The organism is Rodentibacter sp. Ppn85, from assembly GCF_001999335.1.
Classification (GTDB): domain Bacteria; phylum Pseudomonadota; class Gammaproteobacteria; order Enterobacterales; family Pasteurellaceae; genus Rodentibacter.
Genome location: NZ_MLHS01000026.1, coordinates 1 through 22,886, shown reverse-complemented (window position 1 = coordinate 22,886; position 22,886 = coordinate 1). Strand labels below are relative to the sequence as shown.

At 39.8% G+C, this 22,886-nt stretch carries 20 protein-coding genes; 18 read left to right on the top strand and 2 right to left on the bottom strand.

Going from position 1 to position 22,886, the window contains the following annotated elements:
* Window positions 1-145: 145 nt before the first annotated feature.
* From mraZ to BKL51_RS05355, 18 genes are all read left to right on the top strand, one after another.
* The gene (gene mraZ, locus BKL51_RS05440) at window positions 146-604 is read left to right on the top strand and encodes a division/cell wall cluster transcriptional repressor MraZ (RefSeq protein WP_077465723.1); all 459 of its coding nucleotides are present in this window, start codon (window positions 146-148) and stop codon (window positions 602-604) included.
* A gap of 92 nt (window positions 605-696) precedes the next feature.
* Window positions 697-1,659: a 16S rRNA (cytosine(1402)-N(4))-methyltransferase RsmH gene (rsmH, locus tag BKL51_RS05435; RefSeq protein WP_077465722.1), complete on the top strand. Its 963-nt coding sequence runs from the start codon at window positions 697-699 to the stop codon at window positions 1,657-1,659.
* A gap of 6 nt (window positions 1,660-1,665) precedes the next feature.
* Window positions 1,666-1,986, top strand: a complete 321-nt coding sequence (gene ftsL, locus BKL51_RS05430) for a cell division protein FtsL (RefSeq protein ID WP_077465721.1) — start codon at window positions 1,666-1,668, stop codon at window positions 1,984-1,986.
* A 22-nt stretch (window positions 1,987-2,008) separates the two neighbouring features.
* Window positions 2,009-3,850, top strand: coding sequence for a peptidoglycan glycosyltransferase FtsI (ftsI, locus tag BKL51_RS05425; RefSeq protein WP_077465720.1), 1,842 nt, complete (start codon window positions 2,009-2,011; stop codon window positions 3,848-3,850).
* A gap of 9 nt (window positions 3,851-3,859) precedes the next feature.
* Complete coding sequence (gene murE / locus BKL51_RS05420) at window positions 3,860-5,329, top strand: UDP-N-acetylmuramoyl-L-alanyl-D-glutamate--2,6-diaminopimelate ligase (RefSeq protein WP_077465719.1); 1,470 nt, start codon at window positions 3,860-3,862, stop codon at window positions 5,327-5,329.
* Window positions 5,330-5,346: 17 nt separating this feature from the next.
* Window positions 5,347-6,720 carry a UDP-N-acetylmuramoyl-tripeptide--D-alanyl-D-alanine ligase gene (murF, locus tag BKL51_RS05415; protein WP_077465718.1) on the top strand — a complete coding sequence of 458 codons (1,374 nt, stop codon included), beginning with the start codon at window positions 5,347-5,349 and terminating at the stop codon, window positions 6,718-6,720.
* Window positions 6,714-7,796, top strand: coding sequence for a phospho-N-acetylmuramoyl-pentapeptide-transferase (mraY, locus tag BKL51_RS05410; RefSeq protein WP_077465717.1), 1,083 nt, complete (start codon window positions 6,714-6,716; stop codon window positions 7,794-7,796). Before murF ends, mraY begins: the two co-directional genes overlap by 7 nt.
* Before the next feature lie 205 nt (window positions 7,797-8,001).
* Window positions 8,002-9,312 carry a UDP-N-acetylmuramoyl-L-alanine--D-glutamate ligase gene (murD, locus tag BKL51_RS05405; RefSeq protein WP_077465716.1) on the top strand — a complete coding sequence of 437 codons (1,311 nt, stop codon included), beginning with the start codon at window positions 8,002-8,004 and terminating at the stop codon, window positions 9,310-9,312.
* A gap of 11 nt (window positions 9,313-9,323) precedes the next feature.
* The gene (gene ftsW / locus BKL51_RS05400) at window positions 9,324-10,508 is read left to right on the top strand and encodes a putative lipid II flippase FtsW (RefSeq protein WP_077465715.1); all 1,185 of its coding nucleotides are present in this window, start codon (window positions 9,324-9,326) and stop codon (window positions 10,506-10,508) included.
* 8 nt (window positions 10,509-10,516) lie between these two features.
* Window positions 10,517-11,575, top strand: a complete 1,059-nt coding sequence (gene murG, locus BKL51_RS05395; protein ID WP_077465714.1) for an undecaprenyldiphospho-muramoylpentapeptide beta-N-acetylglucosaminyltransferase — start codon at window positions 10,517-10,519, stop codon at window positions 11,573-11,575.
* 76 nt (window positions 11,576-11,651) lie between these two features.
* The gene (gene murC, locus BKL51_RS05390) at window positions 11,652-13,079 is read left to right on the top strand and encodes a UDP-N-acetylmuramate--L-alanine ligase (protein ID WP_077465713.1); all 1,428 of its coding nucleotides are present in this window, start codon (window positions 11,652-11,654) and stop codon (window positions 13,077-13,079) included.
* A gap of 64 nt (window positions 13,080-13,143) precedes the next feature.
* Window positions 13,144-14,067, top strand: a complete 924-nt coding sequence (locus BKL51_RS05385) for a D-alanine--D-alanine ligase (protein ID WP_077465712.1) — start codon at window positions 13,144-13,146, stop codon at window positions 14,065-14,067.
* Window positions 14,064-14,828: a cell division protein FtsQ/DivIB gene (locus BKL51_RS05380; RefSeq protein WP_077465711.1), complete on the top strand. Its 765-nt coding sequence runs from the start codon at window positions 14,064-14,066 to the stop codon at window positions 14,826-14,828. The genes BKL51_RS05385 and BKL51_RS05380 overlap by 4 nt, the downstream gene beginning before the upstream one ends.
* 22 nt (window positions 14,829-14,850) lie before the next feature.
* The gene (gene ftsA, locus BKL51_RS05375; RefSeq protein WP_077465710.1) at window positions 14,851-16,125 is read left to right on the top strand and encodes a cell division protein FtsA; all 1,275 of its coding nucleotides are present in this window, start codon (window positions 14,851-14,853) and stop codon (window positions 16,123-16,125) included.
* A gap of 83 nt (window positions 16,126-16,208) precedes the next feature.
* Window positions 16,209-17,507: a cell division protein FtsZ gene (gene ftsZ, locus BKL51_RS05370; protein ID WP_077465709.1), complete on the top strand. Its 1,299-nt coding sequence runs from the start codon at window positions 16,209-16,211 to the stop codon at window positions 17,505-17,507.
* 41 nt (window positions 17,508-17,548) lie between these two features.
* The gene (lpxC, locus tag BKL51_RS05365) at window positions 17,549-18,466 is read left to right on the top strand and encodes a UDP-3-O-acyl-N-acetylglucosamine deacetylase (RefSeq protein ID WP_077465740.1); all 918 of its coding nucleotides are present in this window, start codon (window positions 17,549-17,551) and stop codon (window positions 18,464-18,466) included.
* A 95-nt stretch (window positions 18,467-18,561) separates the two neighbouring features.
* Window positions 18,562-20,211, top strand: a complete 1,650-nt coding sequence (ushA, locus tag BKL51_RS05360; RefSeq protein ID WP_077465708.1) for a bifunctional UDP-sugar hydrolase/5'-nucleotidase UshA — start codon at window positions 18,562-18,564, stop codon at window positions 20,209-20,211.
* An 8-nt stretch (window positions 20,212-20,219) separates the two neighbouring features.
* A complete protein-coding gene (locus BKL51_RS05355; protein WP_077465707.1) occupies window positions 20,220-21,377 on the top strand; it encodes a chorismate mutase in 1,158 nt (385 codons plus the stop codon).
* Between the two features lie 30 nt (window positions 21,378-21,407).
* Here BKL51_RS05355 and BKL51_RS05350 read toward each other — a convergent pair whose 3' ends face one another.
* A complete protein-coding gene (locus tag BKL51_RS05350; RefSeq protein WP_077465706.1) occupies window positions 21,408-22,274 on the bottom strand; it encodes a DMT family transporter in 867 nt (288 codons plus the stop codon).
* A 190-nt stretch (window positions 22,275-22,464) separates the two neighbouring features.
* Window positions 22,465-22,886, bottom strand: a 422-nt coding sequence (gene uxuA, locus BKL51_RS05345; RefSeq protein WP_143530545.1) for a mannonate dehydratase, incomplete at its 5' end; no start/stop codon positions are given.

Below are 22,886 nucleotides of genomic sequence, written 5' to 3'. Positions count from 1 at the left end.
TTTTTTTATCTGAAATTTATCGCATTTATATATTGGAATTGCTTGCAACTTTGCTTTATAACCGATAGACTTGGCAGTTAAGTGGTGAAAAGTGGTTTTTTGTGGCGATTTTTACCAGAATTTTAATCTTAAAGGATCAGAATCAATGTTTCGTGGGGCAGTAGCGGTAAATTTGGATTCAAAGGGACGAATTGCGATCCCGACTCGCTATCGCGCAGAAATCATTGAAAAAAATCAAGGACAAATGGTTTGTACAGTAGATATTCGTCAACCTTGCCTATTACTTTATCCTTTAGATGAATGGGAAAAAATTGAGCAGAAACTACTTTCATTATCTAATTTTGACCCTAACCAACGCCGTTTACAGCGAGTCATGCTTGGTTATGCCACTGAGTGTGAAATGGATGCTCAAGGGCGTATTTTACTGAGTGGACCATTACGCCAACATGCAAAATTAGAAAAAGGTTTAATGTTGGTAGGGCAATTAAATAAATTTGAAATTTGGAGCGATACTGAGTGGATCGCACAAATTGATGAAGACATTGCTGTAGCAGGAACTGCTGAATTTGCAATGGATACGAATTTAAATATGCTGTCACTCTAATTTACTTAGAAAAAGAACAGCGGTACTAGCAAGATAAGCGGTGCTTGCACCGCATTATCTTTTTTAGACTTATTTTATTAACGCTTACGAATATGCAGAATTCCTTTTCTCCGACTGAACATATTACGGTTTTACTCCATGAAGCAGTGGACGGTTTGGCATTGAAAGAAAATGGAATTTATATCGATGGCACTTTTGGACGGGGAGGACACTCTCGTTTAATTCTGTCAAAACTCTCTCAAAACGGTCGTTTAATTGGTATTGACCGAGATCCTTACGCCATCGCCGAAGCGAAAAAGATTCAAGATCAACGTTTTCAAATTGAACATAGTAGCTTTTCCCAAATTCCTGAAATTTGTGAAAGGTTAGGTTTGGTTGGTAGGATTGATGGTATTTTGCTTGATCTCGGTGTGTCGTCTCCTCAGTTGGATGAGGCTGAACGCGGTTTTAGTTTTATGAAAGACGGCCCGCTCGATATGCGTATGAATACAAAACAAGGCTTATCCGCGGCAGAATGGTTAAAACAGGTTTCTGTAGAGGATTTAACTTGGGTGCTGAAAACCTTTGGTGAAGAACGGTTCGCGAAACGTATTGCGACAGCAATTGTTGAGTACAACAAAAGTGCGGTCAAAAATGGCGAAGAAAGTTTATCACGAACACTACAACTTGCCGAACTTATTTCCCGGTCAGTGCCTTTTAAGGATAAGAACAAGCATCCGGCAACCCGTAGTTTTCAAGCTATTCGAATTTTCATTAATTCCGAACTGGATGAATTGGAAAGCGTATTACATTCGGCATTAGAGATGTTAGCGCCCGGAGGACGTTTATCGATCATTAGTTTTCATTCTTTAGAAGATAGAATGGTTAAACACTTTATAAAAAAACAAAGTAAAGGAGAGCCGATTCCAAAAGGTTTGCCGTTACGTGAAGATCAAATTCAACGTCACCAAAAATTAAAAGCTATTGGCAAAGCGATTCAGCCGTCGGAAGCGGAAATTCAGGCAAATCCACGTTCAAGAAGCGCAATATTACGCATTGCGGAAAAAATCGGTTAGGAAAAAATGTTAGAAAATAACGAACGTTATCCTTTACAGAATCTTTTAGTAGAAGATTTATTTTCAGCAAATAAATTGGTTTCATTATTATTGTTATTAATTTTGATTTCTGCCATAGCAACAATTTGGTTAACGCACCAAACGCGTGGGCTAATCTCTGAAAATGGTCAGTTGGTTTTACAACACCAAGCGTTACAAGATGAATATCGCAATTTGCAGTTGCAAGAAGCTACTGAGGGCGATAGTACAAGAGTGGAATTTATTGCGATTGGCACGTTAAAAATGAAAAGAATCAATAGCGATCAAGAAGTTGTTATTTTGGAATAAAAAGTAAGTCAGGGTTGAGCAAATGGTTAGATTTAATTCATCAAAAAAATCAAATAAATCTAAGAAAACAATTAGAAAACTCGTCGTACCTACAACAAGGCCTATTAAACCCAATAAACCTAAAATGGTGTTTGAGAGATGTTTTATACGATGGCGTTATGTAATCGCTACAGGGCTTATTTTTTTGGGATTAGGTGCTTTAGTTGCTCGAGCAGCCTATGTTCAAGCAATCAATTCGGATATTCTTTCCGTTGAAGCGGATAAACGTTCTTTACGTAAAGATGAAATTCTTTCAGTTCGCGGTTCAATTTTGGATCGTAATGGGCAGTTATTATCTGTAAGTGTGCCAATGAGTGCGGTAATCGCAGAGCCTAAACGCATTCTTAAGGAAGGCTCGCTCGATGACAAAGAGAGAATTAAGGCTCTCGCTGATGTATTAGGTTTAAGCTATAACGAACTTGTTAAAAAAATTGAGAAAAATCCAAAATCAGGTTTTTTATATTTAGCACGCCAGGTTGAAGCAGGAAAAGCACAATATGTTAAAGAACTGAAAATTAAAGGAATTAGTCTGGAAAACGAACCGCGTCGTTTCTATCCTCGGGTAGAGGAAACCGCGCATTTAATCGGTTATACCGATATTGACGGCAATGGTATCGAAGGGATTGAGAAAAGTTTTAATACAATGCTGGTAGGGAAAGACGGCTCTCGTTTAGTACGAAAAGATAAACGAGGAAATGTGGTTGAACATATTGCCGACCAGAAAAAATACGATGCACAAGATGTGACGCTCAGCATTGATGAAAAATTACAATCTATGGTATATCGTGAAATCAAAAAAGCGGTAACGGAAAACAAGGCGGAGTCAGGTACGGCGGTACTTGTAGATGTGCGTACCGGTGAGGTTCTTGCAATGGCTAATGCGCCTTCTTACAACCCGAATAATCGTGTCGGAGTGAAGGCGGAGCTCATGCGAAACCGTGCTATTACCGATGTTTTCGAACCCGGTTCGACAGTAAAACCTTTTGTTGTTTTGACCGCACTTCAGCGTGGCGCAGCACAACGTAATGAAGTGATCAATACGGGGGCTTTTACAGTGAGTGGGAAAGAAATTATGGATGTTGCACCTCGTCCTCAACAAACTTTAGATGAAATTTTAGTTAATTCTAGTAACCGTGGGGTAAGTCGTCTTGCATTACGTATGCCGCCAAGCGCATTGATGGATACCTACCAAGCGGCAGGGCTGGGTAAAGCCACCGATTTAGGATTGGTTGGCGAACAAACCGGTGTGTTAAATGCAAATCGTAAACGTTGGGCGGATATTGATCGTGCAACGGTGGCCTATGGCTATGGTATCACCGCAACACCGTTACAAATGGCGCGTGCTTATGCGACTTTAGGAAGCTTCGGTATTTATCGCCCGCTTTCTATTACTAAAGTTGACCCGCCTGTGGTTGGTCAACGCGTTTTTTCTGAGAAAACCACAAAAGAAATTGTGAATATGCTAGAAAAAGTAGCGATTAAAAATAAGCGCGCGATGGTTGAAGGATATCGGGTTGGTGTGAAAACCGGTACTGCGCGTAAAATCGAAAATGGACGTTATGTGAATAAATATGTAGCGTTTACAGCGGGGATTGCGCCAATTAGTGATCCGCGTTATGCGCTTATCATTTTAATTAATGATCCGAAAGCCGGTCAATATTATGGCGGTGCGGTATCTGCGCCCGTGTTCTCTAGTATTATGGGATATGCCTTGCGTACTAATGGTATTGCGCCTGATGCCGAACCAATAGATAAAACGGCAAAACGTACGGTTCGTCTTACTTCACGTAAAACAGAACAAAATGATGTGAAACAGGTGAATTAAGGAAAAACAATGAAAAAACTAACCGCACTTTTTAATTTGCCTTCACTTCCCAAGGATATTGAAATTAATGAACTGGTTTTAGATAGTCGAAAAGTGAAAACCAGTGATCTGTTTGTTGCAGTAAAAGGACACCAAGTTGATGCAACTTGTTTTATTGAACAGGCGATTTTAACCGGTGCAAGTGCGGTTGTCGCTGAAACTGGTTCGGCTGATATGCATTTAGGCATAGTATATAAGCAGCAAAAACCAGTAATTTATTACTATAATTTGTCGGCAAATTTATCCGAAATTGCAGATAAATTTTATGATTCGCCTTCTAAAAAACTCACACTTGTCGGCGTTACCGGCACAAATGGGAAAACTACCGTATCTCAATTGTTAGCGCAATGGGTTAAGTACTTAGGGCATAAGCCGGCTGTAATGGGGACTATTGGAAACGGATTATTGGGACAAATTGTGGAGGCGAAAAATACCACGGGTTCAGCTGTCGAAATTCAATCTTCTCTTGCTTCTTTTGTTAATGCCGGTGCTGATTTTGCAGCAATTGAAGTTTCTTCTCACGGTTTAGTTCAACATCGGGTAGAGGCGTTAGATTTTAACGTCGCAATTTTTACAAATTTAAGTCGTGATCATTTGGATTATCACGGTACGATGGAAGATTACACCCAAGCGAAAAAACGTTTTTTCTTTGATTTATTTCCCGATTTGCAAATTCTAAATGCAGATGATCCGATAGGTGCGGAATGGCTAAAATCATTACCAAATGGCATTGCGGTAAGTTGTGATGCAAATTTCCAATCAAATTCCAAACAATGGCTAAAAGCCGTCTCAGCCCGTTTTACTCGTGAGGGCACAATCATTGATTTTACATCCAGCTGGGGAAACGGTACCCTGAACAGCCCATTAATTGGCGCATTTAATGTAAGTAATTTGCTATTAGCCATGGCGGCATTGCTTGCATTAGGCTACTCATTGGAGAGTTTAATCGATAGTGTTTCAACTTTACGAGGTGTTCGCGGAAGGATGGAAATGATTAAAGTTGAGGAAAAACCGGCAGTTATTGTCGATTATGCTCATACGCCGGACGCTTTGGAAAAAGCGCTTGTTGCCGCACGCGAACATTGTAATGGCAAGCTATGGTGTATTTTTGGCTGTGGCGGCGATCGTGATAGAGGTAAACGTCCGTTAATGGCAAAAGTTGCCGAGCAATTTGCTGATATGGTGATTGTCACAACAGATAATCCGCGCACAGAAGAGCCTGATAAAATTGAGGCGGATATTATTTCCGGTTTTAGTAATATGGACAAAGTCGGGGTGATTTCTGATCGTGCACAGGCAATTGAATTTGCTATTCAAGGTGCGCAGAAAAATGACCTCATTTTGATTGCGGGAAAAGGTCACGAGGATTATCAAATTGTAGGGAGTGAAATCTTGCATTTTTCTGATCAAGAGACGGCTGAGTTTTATCTAACCCAATAAATTTATTTAGTTAATTCATGATTAATTTAACGACGCAGCAACTTGCTCAAATTCTCAATGGAAAATTAATAGGGAGTGAGCAGGTTATCATTGAAAACATCAATACGGATACACGTCATCCTATTCCTAATCATTTGTTTTTTGCTTTAAAGGGGGAAACATTTGATGCCCATCAATATCTTCATCAAGCAATCGAACAGGGTGCGGTTGCTTTAGTTGTTCAACAAGCCGATCCTCATATTTCTATCCCGCAACTTGTTGTGGAAAATACACGTTTAGCTTTAGGTCGATTAGCCAAATGGTTGAGAGAAAAAATTAACCCTAAAGTTGTGGCGATGACAGGCTCTTCCGGAAAAACCACTGTAAAAGAAATGACTGCAAGTATTTTGCAACAAACAGCGGGAAATCCGGATGCAGTGCTTTTTACTCAGGGGAATTTCAATAATGACATTGGTGTTCCGCTCACATTATTACGTTTGGAAGAAAAACATCGTTTTGCTGTGATTGAGCTGGGAGCAAACCATCAAGGTGAAATTGATTACATGACCGGCCTTGTTCAACCGGATGTGGCGTTAGTCAATAATGTTGCCGCAGCACATTTAGAGGGGTTTGGATCCTTAAGGGGGGTGGCACAAGCTAAGGGGGAGATTTATCGCGGTTTAACTGCAAATGGTGTTGCAATTATCAATGGTGAACACAATTATCTTGAACTTTGGCAAAAAGAAATTGCCGATCATTCCATTCAATATTTCAATGGCAAAGATTATTTCGCTAAAAATATTCAACATAACGAACAAGGTTCAATTTTTACATTAGTTTCCCCACAAGGTGAAATTGAAATCAATCTCCCGTATTTAGGCGAACATAATGTAAAAAATGCTTTGGCGGCGACCGCACTTTCAATGAATATCGGGGCTACGCTACTGGATGTTAAAAACGGCTTAGAGCAACGTTCTCAAGTAAAAGGACGTTTATTCCCGATTCGGGTCAATGAAAATTTATTATTATTAGACGATACTTACAATGCCAATCAAGATTCCCTTTGTGCGGCAATTGATGTTTTGAAATCCTATAAAGCCTTTCGCATTTTATGCGTGGGGGACATGAAAGAGTTAGGGAAAAACTCCCTCGAAATTCATCGTCAAGTAGGACAATATGCAAAGACGGCTCAGCTTGATTTAGTCTGCTCTTTTGGTTGTGAAAGTGCGGTCATTTCTGAGGCGGTTTTAGGGAAACATTTTACCGATAAAGCGGAAATGGTGGATTTTTTAGTTGCTCTTATTGAGAAACAATTAAAACAAAATCGACATATCGTTGTGCTTGGCAAAGGTTCTCGCTCAATGAAAATGGAAGATGTGATTTATTCATTAAAGGATAAAATTAAATGTTAGTTTGGCTTGCTGAATTCCTTGTTCGTTATGAAACCGTATTTAATGCAATTTCATATATTACCGTGCGTGCAATTCTTGCGTTATTGACCGCACTTTTTATTTCTCTTTGGATTGGTCCGAAGGTCATCAAACGCTTGCAAATATTGAAGTTTGGTCAAGAGGTACGTAATGACGGGCCGGAAAGCCATTTTGCGAAAAAAGGCACGCCGACTATGGGCGGTGTGATGATTCTTTTGGCAATTGGGGTTAGTACGCTGCTATGGGCAAATTTAGCCAATCCGTATATATGGATTTGTTTATTTGTGCTATTTGGTTACGGCGCAATCGGTTTTGTCGATGATTACCGCAAGATTACACGTAAAAATACAGACGGTTTAATTGCACGCTGGAAATATTTCTGGATGTCCGTTGTGGCATTGGTCGCGATTATTTGGTTGTATTGGTTGGGGCATGATACGGATGCAACCCGATTAGTTGTACCGTTTTTCAAAGATATTATGCCGCAGTTAGGTTTATTTTATATTGTGTTGTCTTATTTTGTGATTGTAGGAACGGGTAATGCGGTTAATTTAACAGATGGATTAGACGGGCTCGCCATTATGCCTACCGCATTGGTTGCAGGTGCTTTTGCCTTGATCGCATGGGCTACGGGTAACGTTAATTTTGCTGAATATTTGCATATTCCGTACATCAAACATAGTTCTGAAGTCGTTGTATTTTGTACGGCGATTGTGGGGGCGGGCTTGGGTTTCCTATGGTTCAATACTTATCCTGCGCAAGTATTTATGGGCGATGTCGGTTCACTTGCATTAGGTGGCGCATTAGGCGTGGTTGCCATTTTAGTGAGACAAGAATTTTTACTTGTTATTATGGGAGGGGTATTTGTAGTAGAGGCACTTTCGGTAATTTTACAAGTCGGTTCTTATAAATTACGTAAACAGCGAATTTTCAGGATGGCACCGATTCATCATCATTTTGAATTAAAGGGCTGGCCGGAGCCGAGAGTGATTATTCGGTTTTGGATTATTTCGTTGATGTTAGTGTTGATGGGGTTAGTGACGCTTAAATTGAGATAGTCGATTTCGCTCTTTCTTGTTGAAAGAGCGCATTCATTTTCTTTGCTTGGGTGAAGAATATGATCTCAAAAAAGCACTTTTGGTTAAACGTTATTTAAAAAGTGCGGTTGAATTTGACAGTAATTTTATCCAATAAAAAAGTCGATCTCCCATCAAGTGAAAACCGATATAAAAAACAGAATTAAATAGTAAGAAGTAAAATAAAATGAACAGTTACCAAAACAAAACCGTTACTATTATTGGATTGGGTAAAACAGGTTTGTCCTGTGTTGATTATCTTAAAGCTCAACAGGCAAACATCCGTGTGATTGATACTCGAGAAAATCCTGTCGGTGCTGATAAACTTCCTAAAAATATTCCGCTTCATACCGGCAGCTTAAACCAACGCTGGTTGAATGAAAGCGATATTATCGTTATCAGTCCGGGGCTTGCGGTAAAAACTTCGGAAATTCAGACCGCACTTTCATTAGGTGTAGAAGTTGTTGGTGATATTGAATTGTTTTGTCGTGCAGTCACGAAACCAATTGTGGCGATAACGGGGTCAAATGGAAAAAGTACCGTGACCACGTTAGTTTACGAGATGGCGAAAGCAGCGGGACTGAAAGTAGGTATGGGAGGGAATATTGGTATTCCGGCGCTCTCTTTACTGAATGAGGATTATGACCTTTACGTGTTGGAACTATCCAGCTTTCAATTGGAAACAACATACAGTTTAAAAGCTACGGCAGCAACCGTATTAAATGTTACGGAAGATCATATGGATCGTTACGCGGACTTAGAGGATTATCGTCAGGCTAAATTGCGTGTTTATCATCAGGCTGAAACAGCAGTGGTGAATAACGAAGACAAATTGACTTTTGGTGAGGGTAAAAATCAAGGGAAGAAGATAGTTTCTTTTGCCGAGCATAATGCGGATTATTATATTAAAGCAGAGAATGGCAAACAGTATTTAATGGTAAAAGATGAGGTGATTTTACCTTGTGATGAAATTACACTTGTCGGTCGTCATAATTATATGAATATCCTTGTGGCAGCTGCATTAGCGCAGGCGGTCGGGGTAAATTTAGAGGCAATTCGTACCGCACTTCGACAATTTAGCGGGTTAGCGCACCGTTTTCAATTAGCCTATCGGGCAAACGGTGTACGTTGGATTAATGATTCTAAAGCAACCAATGTGGGAAGTACCGTTGCCGCACTGACAGGTTTATTTGTCGAAGGTAAATTGCACTTGTTATTAGGCGGGGATGGAAAAGGGGCTGATTTTTCCGAATTAGCCGAATTGATTAATCAGCCTCATATTATTTGTTATTGTTTTGGGCGTGATGGGGCGGAGCTGGCAAAACTTTCTCCACAAAGCTATCTATTTGAAACTATGGCGCAAGCGATTAACTTTTTACGACCGACATTACAAGTGGGCGATATGGTACTATTATCACCGGCTTGCGCAAGTCTTGATCAATTCGCTTCTTTTGAAAAGCGCGGTGAAGAATTTACTCGTTTAGCACAATTAAATTAATTAATAGAGCAATGGAATTTATTCAGAAAATTAAACAGAATCTTGATAGTTGGACCAGAATTACACCGCAGGGATTATTATATGATCGTGCGTTGTTTTGGCTTTTTGTGATTTTATTGCTCATTGGTTTGATTGCGGTAACTTCAGCTTCTATTCCGTATAGCTCGAGATTATTTAATGATGCATTTTATTTTGCCAAACGTGATGCATTTTATGTGTTTCTCTCGCTTTTAACCTGCTATTTCAGCATGCAAATTTCGACCCAACAATGGGAAAAATGGCATGTTAAAATTTTTTTCTTAGCGATTCTATTACTGTTTGCAGTGCTAGTGATTGGTTCTTCTGTAAATGGTGCAAAACGCTGGATTTCTCTTGGCGTACTTAATTTCCAACCGGCAGAATTTGCTAAATTAGCGCTTGCTTGTTTCTTGGCTAGTTATTTCACTCGCCGTTATGATGAAGTGCGGTCAAATAAATTAAGTGCTTTTAAACCTTTCATTGTTATGGGAATTATGGGAGGGTTTTTATTGGCCCAACCGGATTTGGGTAGTTCGGTCGTATTGTTTGTTATTACCTTTGGGATGCTTTTTATTGTCGGCGCAAACTTCTGGCAATTTGTCGGTTTATTTGTTACCGGCATATTATTGCTTGTGTGGTTAGTGGTTTCCGCCTCTTATCGTTTAAAACGTTTTACCGGTTTCTTAGAACCTTTTAAAGATCCCTATGGTACGGGATTTCAGCTGACTAACTCGCTTATGGCATTCGGACGGGGGGAAATAACAGGGGAAGGTTTAGGAAATTCTATTCAAAAATTAGATTATTTACCGGAAGCGCATACCGACTTCATTATGGCAATTATTGGTGAAGAATTCGGTTTTATCGGTATTTTTGTGATCGTCGCTTTATTAGGATTGCTAGTTTTCCGCGCATTAAAAATCGGTCGTGAATCACTACAATTAGAACAGCGTTTTCGTGGCTTTTTTGCTTTCGGTATTAGCTTTTGGATTTTCTTTCAAGGCTTTGTGAATTTAGGTATGGCGCTAGGTATGCTGCCGACAAAAGGTTTAACTTTCCCGTTAGTGAGCTACGGCGGTTCAAGTATTATTATTATGTCGGCGACGATTGGTATTTTATTGCGTATTGACCATGAAAACCGTTTACAGCGGGGCGGACAAGCGCGTTTGCGTGATGATTAGGAATAAAAATGAATAAATCCAAAAAATTATTGGTCATGGCGGGAGGCACGGGCGGACATGTTTTCCCAGCTATCGCAGTTGCCCAAACCTTACAACAACAAGGATGGGAAATTTGCTGGCTTGGTACAAAAGATCGTATGGAGGCAAAACTTGTACCGGAACACGGCATTCCGATTCGTTTTATTCAAATTTCCGGGTTGCGGGGGAAGGGCATTAAAGCCTTATTAAGTGCGCCTTTTGCTATTTTACGAGCCATATTTCAAGCAAAAAAAATTATCCGAGAGGAAAAGCCGAACGCCGTGTTAGGTATGGGGGGCTACGTTTCCGGGCCAGGCGGTGTAGCGGCAAAACTGTGTGGTGTACCGATTATTCTGCACGAGCAGAATGCCGTTGCAGGATTAACCAATAAATGGCTTGCAAAAATTGCAACCCGTGTATTACAAGCCTTTCCAAATGCTTTTCCGAGTGCGGAGGTTGTCGGTAACCCCGTACGCCAAAGCTTATTTCAAATTCCGTCACCGGAGGAACGTTTTTCCCATCATGGTGAAAAATTGCGCGTACTTGTGGTGGGCGGGAGCCAAGGAGCCCGAGTATTGAATCAAACTCTGCCAAAAGTTGTCTCACAACTTGTGGATAGATTAGAGGTTCGTCATCAAGTAGGGAAAGGCGCCGTAAAAGATGTGACCGAACTTTATGGAAAGAACGCCTCGAAAATAAAAATTACAGAGTTTATTGATGATATGGCGGAGGCCTATGCGTGGGCGGATGTGGTGATTTGTCGTTCCGGTGCATTGACGGTATGCGAACTTGCCGCTGTCGGTACGCCAGCAATTTTTATTCCGTTCCAACATAAAGATCGGCAACAATATCTTAATGCAAAATATTTAGCCGATGTCGGGGCGGCTAAAATTGTAGAACAAGTAGATTTAACGCCTGACATTTTGGTTAATTATTTGCAGAATTTTACGCGTGATGAACTTTTACAAATGGCGATCAAGGCAAAATCTATGTCTGCACCATTAGCGGCTCAGCACGTTGCTAGTGTCATTATTGAAAACGCAAAATAATCATGTAGAAATCTTTGGGATTTTGACCGCACTTTTTGAACGGTTAAATATTTTCCGAAAGAGAGAAGGAAATAAGATGAAACATTCTCATGAAGAAATTAGAAAAATTATCCCTGAAATGCGCCGGGTTCAGCAAATTCATTTTATTGGTATCGGCGGTGCCGGTATGAGTGGAATTGCTGAAATTCTTTTGAATGAAGGCTATCGAATTTCAGGTTCGGATATCGCAGACGGTGCGGTTACCCAACGTCTTGCACAGGCGGGAGCAAGCGTTTTTATTGGTCATAAAGCTGAAAATATTGATGGAGCGAGTGTTGTTGTTGTATCAAGTGCGATTCGTGAAGATAACCCGGAATTGATTGCGGCAAAACAAAATCGTATTCCGGTGATCCAACGTGCACAAATGTTGGCAGAAATTATGCGTTTTCGTCACGGTATCGCAGTGGCGGGAACGCACGGTAAAACAACTACAACAGCAATGTTGTCGATGATTTATACGCAAGCAAAATTAGATCCTACTTTTGTGAATGGCGGATTAGTGAAATCTGCAGGAAAAAATGCCCACCTTGGTGTGAGCCGTTATTTAATCGCGGAAGCGGATGAAAGCGATGCCTCTTTCTTGCATTTACAGCCCATGGTTTCTGTTGTAACGAATATTGAGCCGGATCATATGGATACTTATGAAGGCGATTTTGAGAAAATGAAAGCCACTTATGTGAAATTCCTTCATAATCTTCCTTTCTACGGCTTAGCGATGATGTGTGCGGACGACCCTGTTTTAATGGAACTGGCTCCGAAAGTGGGACGTCAGGTTATTACTTACGGTTTCAGTGAACAGTCGGATTACCGTATTGAAGACTACGAGCAAATCGGTTTTCAGGGGCATTATAGAGTGGTTTGTCCAAACGGGGAATATCTTAATGTGCTGCTCAATGTACCGGGCAAACATAATGCGTTAAATGCTACGGCGGCATTGTCGGTAGCCAAGGAAGAAGGCATTAATAATGAAGCGATCTTAGAGGCACTTGCTGATTTCCAAGGTGCGGGGCGTCGTTTTGATCAACTTGGTGAATTTATTCGTCCAAACGGAAAAGTGCGTTTAGTGGATGATTATGGTCATCACCCAACCGAAGTTGGGGTAACGATTAAAGCGGCACGCGAAGGTTGGGGAAATAAGCGCATTGTGATGATTTTCCAACCGCATCGTTATTCACGTACCCGTGATTTATTTGATGATTTTGTTCAAGTGCTTTCACAAGTGGATGCGCTGGTTATGCTGGATGTTTATGCTGCCGGTGAAACACCAATTGTGGGGGCTGACAGTAAAGCACTTTGCCGTTCAATCCGTAATTTGGGTAAAGTAGATCCTATTTTGGTATCGGATATAATGCAATTAGGCGAAGTGCTCGATCAAATTATTCAAGACGGTGATTTAATTTTGGCGCAAGGGGCCGGTAGCGTGAGTAAAATTTCTCGTGGTTTGGCAGATTCTTGGAAAAATTAGTGTAGGATACGAAAATTTAAACCTACAAAAATATGAAAATTAGTCATGATAAATAGGATATAAAATGAATTTAAGACAAGAAAAAATTGCCGTATTATTAGGGGGGACATCAGCTGAGCGGGAAGTTTCTTTAAATTCCGGTAAAGCGGTTTTAGATGCCCTTGTCAGCCAAGGTTATAACGCCCATCCTATAGATCCGAAAGAATATGATGTTGTAAATCTTAAGAAAGACGGCTTTGATCGTGTATTTAATATTTTACATGGTCGTGGCGGTGAAGACGGAACCATGCAAGGTTTATTAGAGCAAATCGGTTTACCTTATACCGGCTGTGGCGTAATGGCCTCCGCTTTGACGATGGATAAAATGCGCACTAAAATGTTGTGGAAAGCTTTTGGTTTACCTGTTGCCGAGATGGCGGTGGTGACACGTGATAATTTAGCTCAATTAGATCCGCAAGCAGTCGTGGAAAAATTGGGGCTACCGTTAATGGTTAAACCTTCTTTAGAAGGTTCTAGCGTAGGTTTAACAAAGGTTGAAAGCGTAGAAAGTTTAAAAAGTGCGGTTGAATTTGCACTTAAATTTGATAACACAATTTTGATTGAAGAATGGCTTGCCGGTGATGAATTGACTGTGCCTGTGTTAGATGGGCGGGTATTACCCGCAGTTCGTATCGTACCTGAAGGTGAATTTTATGATTATGAGGCAAAATATATTTCCGATAATACGAAATATTTTTGTCCGGCAGGGTTAACCGCAGAACGTGAACAGGAATTGGCAATACTGGTCAAGCAGGCTTATGATGCGGTAGGCTGTCGCGGTTGGAGCCGTATTGATGTGATGTGTGATGCGAAGGGAGATTTCCGGTTGGTGGAAGTTAATACCAATCCGGGAATGACCAGTCATAGTTTATTCCCAAAATCGGCTGCAACGGCGGGCATTTCTTTTGAGCAACTTGTCGTGAATATTCTGGAGTTGAGCGCGCAATGAATGTGCTGAAACGTAAAAGCACACCAAATACCCGGTATGGCGAATCAAGATTCAAATATTTTTTACAACTTCGTCTATTGATCGCCATATTATGTATCGGATTTGGGTATTTTGTTTATTCAAATTGGCAAAATTGGTTGGAAGGACTTGATTCTAAACCAATTAGTGCTTATGCGCTCGTCGGTAAAACAGAATTTACCGATTATGCGGACGTTCAGGATGTTTTGCTTAAAATGGGCTCATTAAAAGGCTTTTGGGGACAGGATGTTAAAGTTATTCAAGAGCAAATTGAAACCTTACCTTGGATAAAAGGTGCGGTTGTTCGTAAAGTTTGGCCAAATCGCCTAAGTATTTGGCTGACAGAATATATTCCGGTCGCGATTTGGAATAAAACGGAGTTTGTCACAAAAGACGGAACCGTTTTCCAATTGCCGATGGAGCGTTTAAAAAATAAAGTGTTGCCTTATTTAGGCGGCCCGGATTATCAGAGCCAAAAAGTGCTTGAGGTATGGAATCAGATTTATGCTGATTTCAAGGCGAAAAATTTAAATGTAAAAGGTGTAACTATTGATGCTCGCGGTGCGTGGCAAGTTACACTTGATAATGATATAGTACTGAAGTTAGGGCGTGGAGAATGGAAATCAAAACTCGAGCGTTTTGTGACAATTTATCCACAAATTGAAGTTGAAGAAGGCAAACGAATTGACTATGTCGATTTACGATATACATCGGGTGCAGCAGTCGGAATGACGGATAAATAAGATTTAGCGGGTGTAATAAAATATGGCAAAAGTGGTTGAAACAAAGGCAATTGTTGGACTTGAAGTCGGTACATCAAAAGTCGTTGCTGTCGTTGGTGAAGTATTACCGGATGGCGTAGTAAACGTATTGGGAGTCGGTAGCTGCCCTTCAAAGGGAATTGATAGCGGAAGTATTACGGATTTAGATGCGGTTGTGAGCTCCATTCAACGTGCTATTGAGTCGGCAGAGTCAATGGCGGATTGCCAGATTATGAGTGTAACTTTGGCAATTACCGGAGAACATATTCAAAGTTTAAATGAAAATGGATTTGTTCCAATTGGCGAGAGTGAAGTTACGCAAGATGAAATAGATTCTGCCTTGCATAATGCAAGCACAATTAAATTGCCGGAAGGTGTCTCTTTATTACACGTCATCCCACAAGAATATGCGGTGGATCGTCAATTAAATATTAAAAATCCCCTTGGTTTACAAGGCGTTCGTTTGAATGCTCACGTACATTTGATTGCTTGTCATCAAGATTGGCAAAATAATTTAAAAAAGGCCGTGGAGCGTTGCGGTTTACAAGTTGATAAAGTTGTGTTCTCAGGTTTTGCTGCAACTCATTCGGTTTTAACTGAAGATGAAAAAGACCTTGGTGTTTGTTTGATTGATTTCGGTGCGGGTACAATGAATGTGATGGTTTTCACCAATGGTGCTTTACGTTTTAGTAAAGTGATCCCCTACGCCGGTAATATTGTGACCAATGATATTGCCCACGCCTGCACTATTTCTCGTGCAGAAGCGGAGCGGGTTAAGGTGAACTATGCAAGTGCGGTCTATCCGGCTCGTTTACACGGCGATAAAAAGATTGAAGTTGCCAGTATCGGCGGTCGAGCCCCCCGTTCTTTAACTACAAGTGATTTATCTTTAATCACTTCAGCACGTTATACGGAACTTCTTGGTGTTGTGAAGGACGAATTAGATAGGCTAAAAGCGAATTTAGAAAGTAACCATATTAAATTTGAATTAATTGCCGGAGTTGTCATTACCGGTGGCGGCGCCCAAATTAAGGATTTAAAAGAGTGTGCGATGGATGTATTTGGTTGCCAAGTGCGAATCGGCAGTCCGTTAAATATTACCGGTTTAACTGATTATGTAAATCGTCCGCAATATTCAACAGTAATAGGGTTGTTACAGTATAGCCATAGTAATAGTGATGATCTTATCGGTGGCGATGACGATTCGGAAGGGAATATTTTCGGTACAATTTGGTCGGGAATTAAAAAAATCGCAAATAAAGTGCGGTCAGAATTTTGATTATTTTGAATTTTCATCTACAATAAGAAGCAGTTTAACTTTATTAGAATGCTAGCAGAGTATTAGCAGAACGGAGAACGCAAATGTTATATCCAGATTATGGTGATTTTGAAGAACAATCAGGCGCACTGATTAAGGTTGTCGGTGTTGGCGGCGGTGGCGGTAATGCCGTAAACCATATGGTCGCCAATATGATTAAACAAGACATTGGCGGTACTCTTCTTGGTGAAAATACTCTTGATAGCGAAGAGCATGGAAAAATAATTTTCTATGCAGTGAATACCGATGCACAAGCATTACGGAAAAGCCAAGTTCAGCAAACGGTACAAATTGGCGGCGCGACAACAAAAGGTCTTGGAGCCGGGGCAAATCCTAATGTGGGACGTAAAGCTGCGGAAGATGATCAAGAAGAGATCCGTAAAATGCTTGAAGGTGCCGATATGGTCTTTATTGCTGCCGGTATGGGGGGGGGGACAGGAACAGGTGCTGCACCTATTGTTGCCAAAGTAGCAAAAGAATTGGGTATTTTAACTGTTGCGGTTGTCACCAAACCATTTGCTTTTGAAGGTAAAAAGCGTATGCAATTTGCCGAATTAGGGATCAAGGATCTTGCCCAATACGTTGATTCAATGATCATTATTCCTAATCAGCAAATTCAAAAAGTTCTCCCTAAAAATGCAACGTTAATTGATGCATTTGCTGCTGCGAATGATGTACTGCGTAACTCTGTGATGGGTATTTCAGATATGATTACCTCGCCGGGCATGATTAATGTTGACTTTGCCGATGTGAGAACCGTCATGTCGGAGATGGGACAGGCGATGATTGGCTTTGGTTCCGCACATGGCGCACCGGGTGAAGGTCGTGCTGAGGAAGCAGCAAGAATTGCTGTACGCAACGATTTGTTGGAAAAAGTTGATTTAACCAATGCGAAGGGTATTTTAATTAATATCACGGGCGGTTTTGATATTGCATTTGATGAGTTTAACGTAGTAGGTGATACTATCCATAGTTTTGCTTCGGAAGATGCAACGATTGTTGTAGGGACAACATTAATACCGGAAATGAGTGATGAAATCCGCGTAACTATTGTCGCAACAGGTTTGGGTGAAATTACGCCAAATGAGACCATTCAGGTACAAAAAACGGCTCAACCGTTATCACCGCTTCACCAACCGGTAGATGGGAATTCACACTCGATTCCGTTAAGAACGCAAGAGCAACAACCTATTACAACATTTAAACAGCCTGAGCCGATACGTTCTCCGGAGAGAAACCCACAGCCGACAGATTATCGTGGTGGCTTGGAAAGACCTATCACCGAACGTTTGTCTTCTTTTAAGAAATTTGATCCGAACGCAATAGATCAAAACGATAAGTAATAAATAAAATCTTGTTGTGAAACAATAAGGTAAAGAGAATGATGATTAAACAAAGAACATTAAAACAAAGTGTTAAAGTAACTGGGATCGGTTTGCATAGCGGCAAAAAGGTGACTTTAACATTACGTCCGGCAATGCCAAATACCGGTGTAATTTACTGTCGTACCGACTTAAATCCGCCGCTAACATTCCCGGCAAATGCGGATTCCGTACGAGATACGATGCTTTGTACCGCACTTGTCAATGAGCAAGGCGTTCGTGTTTCAACCGTTGAACATTTAAATGCGGCGTTAGCAGGTCTCGGAATTGATAATATTATTATCGAGGTTGATGCTCCTGAAATTCCGATTATGGATGGTAGTTCAAGTCCGTTTATTTACTTGTTGTTAGATGCCGGTATTGAAGAGCAAAACGCAGCGAAGAAATTTATCCGTATTAAACAAAAAATGCGGGTAGAAGATGGCGATAAATGGGCGGAGTTTGCTCCTTACAATGGTTTCCGTTTAGATTTCACCATTGATTTTGAACATCCTGCCATTGGTAAAAATGTGCGTAACTATGTGATGGATTTCTCACCCCAAGCATTTGTTCATCAAATCAGTCGTGCAAGAACCTTTGGTTTTATGAAAGATATAGAATATCTCCAATCTCAAGGTTTAGCACTTGGCGGTAGCTTAGACAATGCCATTGTATTGGATGATTATCGTATTTTGAATGAAGAAGGGTTGCGTTTTAAAGATGAGTTAGTCCGTCATAAAATGTTGGATGCCATTGGCGATCTTTATATGGCGGGTTACAACATTATCGGTGATTTTAAAGCTTATAAATCGGGTCATGGTCTAAATAACAAATTGCTTCGGGCGGTAATTGCAAATCAGGAGGCATGGGAATTTGTTACCTTTGAGGATAAAGAGCAAGCGCCACACGGGTATGTTACACCAGCCCAAGTACTGATTTAATTGTTTTTGATTAGAAAGCTATATTTCCTTAAAAGAAGTATAGCTTTTTTATTTTATTTGCTCTAGAAAGAGCGGTTAATTTAGGATGAGTTTTCATGAAAAAGTTATTTACATTTTTGCCTTTAGTTCTTGCAACATCTGCTGTAATGGCGTACGAGCAGGACAAAACTTACCACTTCACACTTCTTCACACTAATGATACCCATGGGCATTTCTGGCCGAATAATAAGGGTGAATATGGCTTTCCTGCACAAAAGACAATTATTAATCGAGTGAAAGCTGAAGTGGAGAAAAAGGGTGGTTCAGTTATTTTATTAAATGCAGGTGATTTTAATACCGGCGTGCCTGAATCGGATATGCAAAATGCCGAACCGGATATCCAAGCGATGAATGCGATGGGCTATGAAGCAACGGTATTGGGCAATCATGAGTTTGACAATCCATTGCAAATGCTTGCAATGCAAGAATCTTGGGCTACTTTCCCTTTCTTATCTGCAAATGTGCTCAACAAGAAAACGAACCAACCGCTTGTTAAACCTTATATCGTTTTAGACAAACAGGGATTAAAAGTTGCGGTAGTAGGATTAACTACAGAGGATACGGCAAAACTCGGTAATCCTGAATATACAGGTAATGTTGTCTTTAAAGATCCGACAGAATCTGCGAAAGAAACATTAAAAGAACTAAATGAAAAGGCAAAACCGGACGTGCGAATTGCTTTAACCCACATGGGCTATTATTACGATGCACAACACGGATCTAATGCGCCCGGTGATGTATCGCTTGCACGTAATTTAGATAAAGGCGCATTTGATATGATAGTTGGAGGACATAGCCACGATCCTGTTTGTGTGGATGAAAAAGGAGTATGGATTAAGGATTATAAACCGACACAATCTTGCAAACCGGATTATCAAAACGGTACTTGGATTATGCAGGCTTATGAGTGGGGTAAATACGTCGGACGTGCGGATTTTGAGTTTAAAAATGGTGAATTGAAACTTGCAAAGTATGAATTAATTCCAGTGAATTTGAAGAAGAAAGTAACAAAAGAAGATGGTAAAACCGAGTATATTAATTATGGCGAGGTTATTCCTCAAGATCCGGAAATAGAAAAATTGTTAAAAAGCTATCAAAATAAAGGGGACGAATTACTAGGACGTGAGCTTGGGAAGTTAAAGGGCAAATTAGAAGGAGATCGCGATGTTATTCGTTTTAAACAAACCAACCTTGGTCGTTTAATTGCAGAAGCACAGAGAGAACGTGCCGGTGCAGATATTGGCATTATGAATTCAGGTGGTATCCGAGATTCTATTCAACCGGGTAAAGTCACTTATCGTGATATTTTAAAAGTGCATCCGTTTGGTAATATTGTAAGTTATGTGGATTTAACCGGTAAGGAATTACTTGATTATTTAAATGTAGTTGCGTTAAAAGAAGTTGATTCCGGGGCTTATGCGCAATATTCCGGTATTTCTATGGTGGTAAATAAAGCTACTCAAAAAGTGGAAAACGTGAAAATTCAAGGTAAATTACTGGATTTATCGAAAACTTATCGGGTTTCTTTGCCAAGCTATAATGCAGCAGGTGGCGATGGTTATCCTGTTGTCACTAACAATCCTACTTTCTTAAATACGGGTTTTATTGATGCCGAAGTATTAGCTAAATATATTTGGAAGAACTCACAAAATATACCGCTTGATGCATCAAAATATGATCCAAAAGACGCAGTGATTTTTAAATAGGGATGACTATGGCTTTAGAATTGTCTGAAATAAGACAGCAAATTACACAAATAGATCGAAATCTTTTGAAGTTACTTTCCGAACGTCATCGTTTGGCTTTTGATGTGGTAAGAAGTAAAGAAATAACCCAAAAAGCTTTACGTGATGAGGAAAGGGAGCAGCAACTTCTACAAGAGCTTATACAATTTGCAGAGAATGAAAATTATCAGCTTGAACCACAATATATCACTTCAATTTTCCAAAAGATTATTGAGGATTCCGTATTAACTCAACAAGTATATTTGCAAAATCGGTTGAATGAGCAACGTAGTCAAAATTTGCATATCGCTTTTTTGGGGAAACGGGGATCTTATTCTAATTTAGCCGCACGTAATTATGCTGCACGTTATCAAAAGCAGTTTATAGAACTCGGCTGCCAATCGTTTGAGCAAGTATTTGAAAAAGTGAAAAATGGCGAAGCGGATGTTGGTATTCTTCCCTTAGAAAATACGACCTCAGGGGCTATTAATGAGGTCTATGATTTACTTCAACATACGGATTTATTCCTTGTCGGCGAGCTTGCTTACCCGATTAAACATTGTGTTTTAGTTAGTGAGGCGACGAGTTTGAGCCAAATTGATACTTTGTATAGCCATCCGCAAGTGATTCAGCAATGCAGTCAATTTATTCATAGCTTAGATCGTGTTCATATTGAATATTGCGAAAGTAGTTCACATGCCATGCAGTTAGTATCAAGTTTGAATAAGCCAAATATTGCTGCATTAGGTAATGAAGACGGTGGAAAACTATATGGCTTAAGCGTATTAAAAACGAATGTTGCGAATCAAGAAAACAATATTACCCGTTTTATTGTAGTATCAAGGGATGCACGTAAAGTTTCTCCGCAAATTCACACTAAAACTTTATTGCTGATGACCACACCGCAACAAGCAGGTTCTTTGGCTGATGCACTTTTGATATTTAAAAAATATCAAATTAATATGACGAAGCTTGAGTCTCGTCCTATTTACGGTAAACCTTGGGAAGAAATGTTTTATTTGGAAATTGAAGCGAATATTCATCATCCGGATACTCAAGAAGCGTTGGAAGAGTTGAAAAAACATAGTAATTACTTAAAAATTTTAGGTTGCTATCCAAGTGAGATTGTAAAACCTGCAAATGTCTAAGAAAAAGAGCGGTCGTAAAAATCAGAGTTTTTATGACCGTTCTTTTTTAGCATTAAATCTATAAATAAATATCGCAGAAAAAATTAATAAACATCCGATTATTTTCGTGAGGAAAATATTTTCTTTTAATACTAAGCAACCTAATATCAATGTCCATACCGGTTCTAATAACATGATAATTGCGGCAGTATTGACATGGCATCTTCTTTGAGCAACGGTTTGTAATAGTACGCGAATATTTGTAGTGATTAAAACACTACCTAAAAACCAAAACCATGTTTCAGCTGGAATAGGGATGTGCCATTGTTCAAATAATAAAGAATAAATACTGGCAGAGATACCTACAATACCTAGTTGTATTGTCGTGAGTGACAGAGAATCAACCTCTTTCGCATATTGATTATTTAATACAAAATAAAAAGCGCCACTTATTGAGGCAAGTAAAAACAAAATATTGCTCAGGGAAAAATGGATAAATCCTTGTTTAATTGATAAGAAATAGAGTCCTAACGCAGCTATAGGTAAGGCAAACCAAAATGTTATTTTAGGCTGATGTTTAAATAAAAACCAAGAGATTAACGGTGCAATAAGCATTGATAAGCTATAAATAAACGCACCTTCTCCCAAGTCTTCACTATAAATTAGTCCGTTAATCCATAAAATCATCGCAACGATATAAGCCAGTCCAACAGAACTGGCTTTTAACTGTTGTGTTCTTGTAAGCGCTTTTATTGCGTGAAAAGAAAAAGGAATAAAGATGAGAGCCGCTAAGCTAAATCTTAGACCGATAAATCCCATTGTTGGCATGCCTTCTAAAGAATACTTAGAAAAGAACCAACCTGATGCGGCAATAAATGTCACAATAAAGAGAAGTATTTCGCCAGTATATTTTTTCATCTTACTAGATAAAATCAGCACTTATTGAAAGTGCTAATTTTAATGGTTAATGATATTTATAAATTAGAATAGCGTAAACATTAGAAGCATAGTTACCTTTTATTATGTCTTTTGGAGAAACACAGTGAAAGATAATAATGACAGAACGAATAACGCTTTTTCCATTGTCTCCTTTTTGATGGAAACAATGCTACTTATTGAAATAAACTTTCTTTAACGCCATTTCTAATCCACGAAATTCGGCTAAACCTTTTAATCGACCAATCGCGGAATAGCCCGGATTGGTTTTTTTATGTAAATCATCTAACATCTGATGTCCGTGATCCGGACGCATAGGGATTAAACGGGTCTTGCCGTTATTTAAGCGGCGATATTCTTCAGTGAGTAGTGCTTTTACTACATTAAACATATCTACATCTCCCTCTAAGTGAGCAGCCTCATGGAAACTAAAGGGATTGTCTTCACGCTGGGTTGAACGTAAATGAGCAAAGTAAATTCTATCGGCAAATTGTTCGGTCATTTTCACTAAATCATTGTCGGAACGCACGCCATAAGAACCGGTACACATGGTAAAACCGTTTGCCGGTAAAGGCTGCGTTTCCACAAACCATT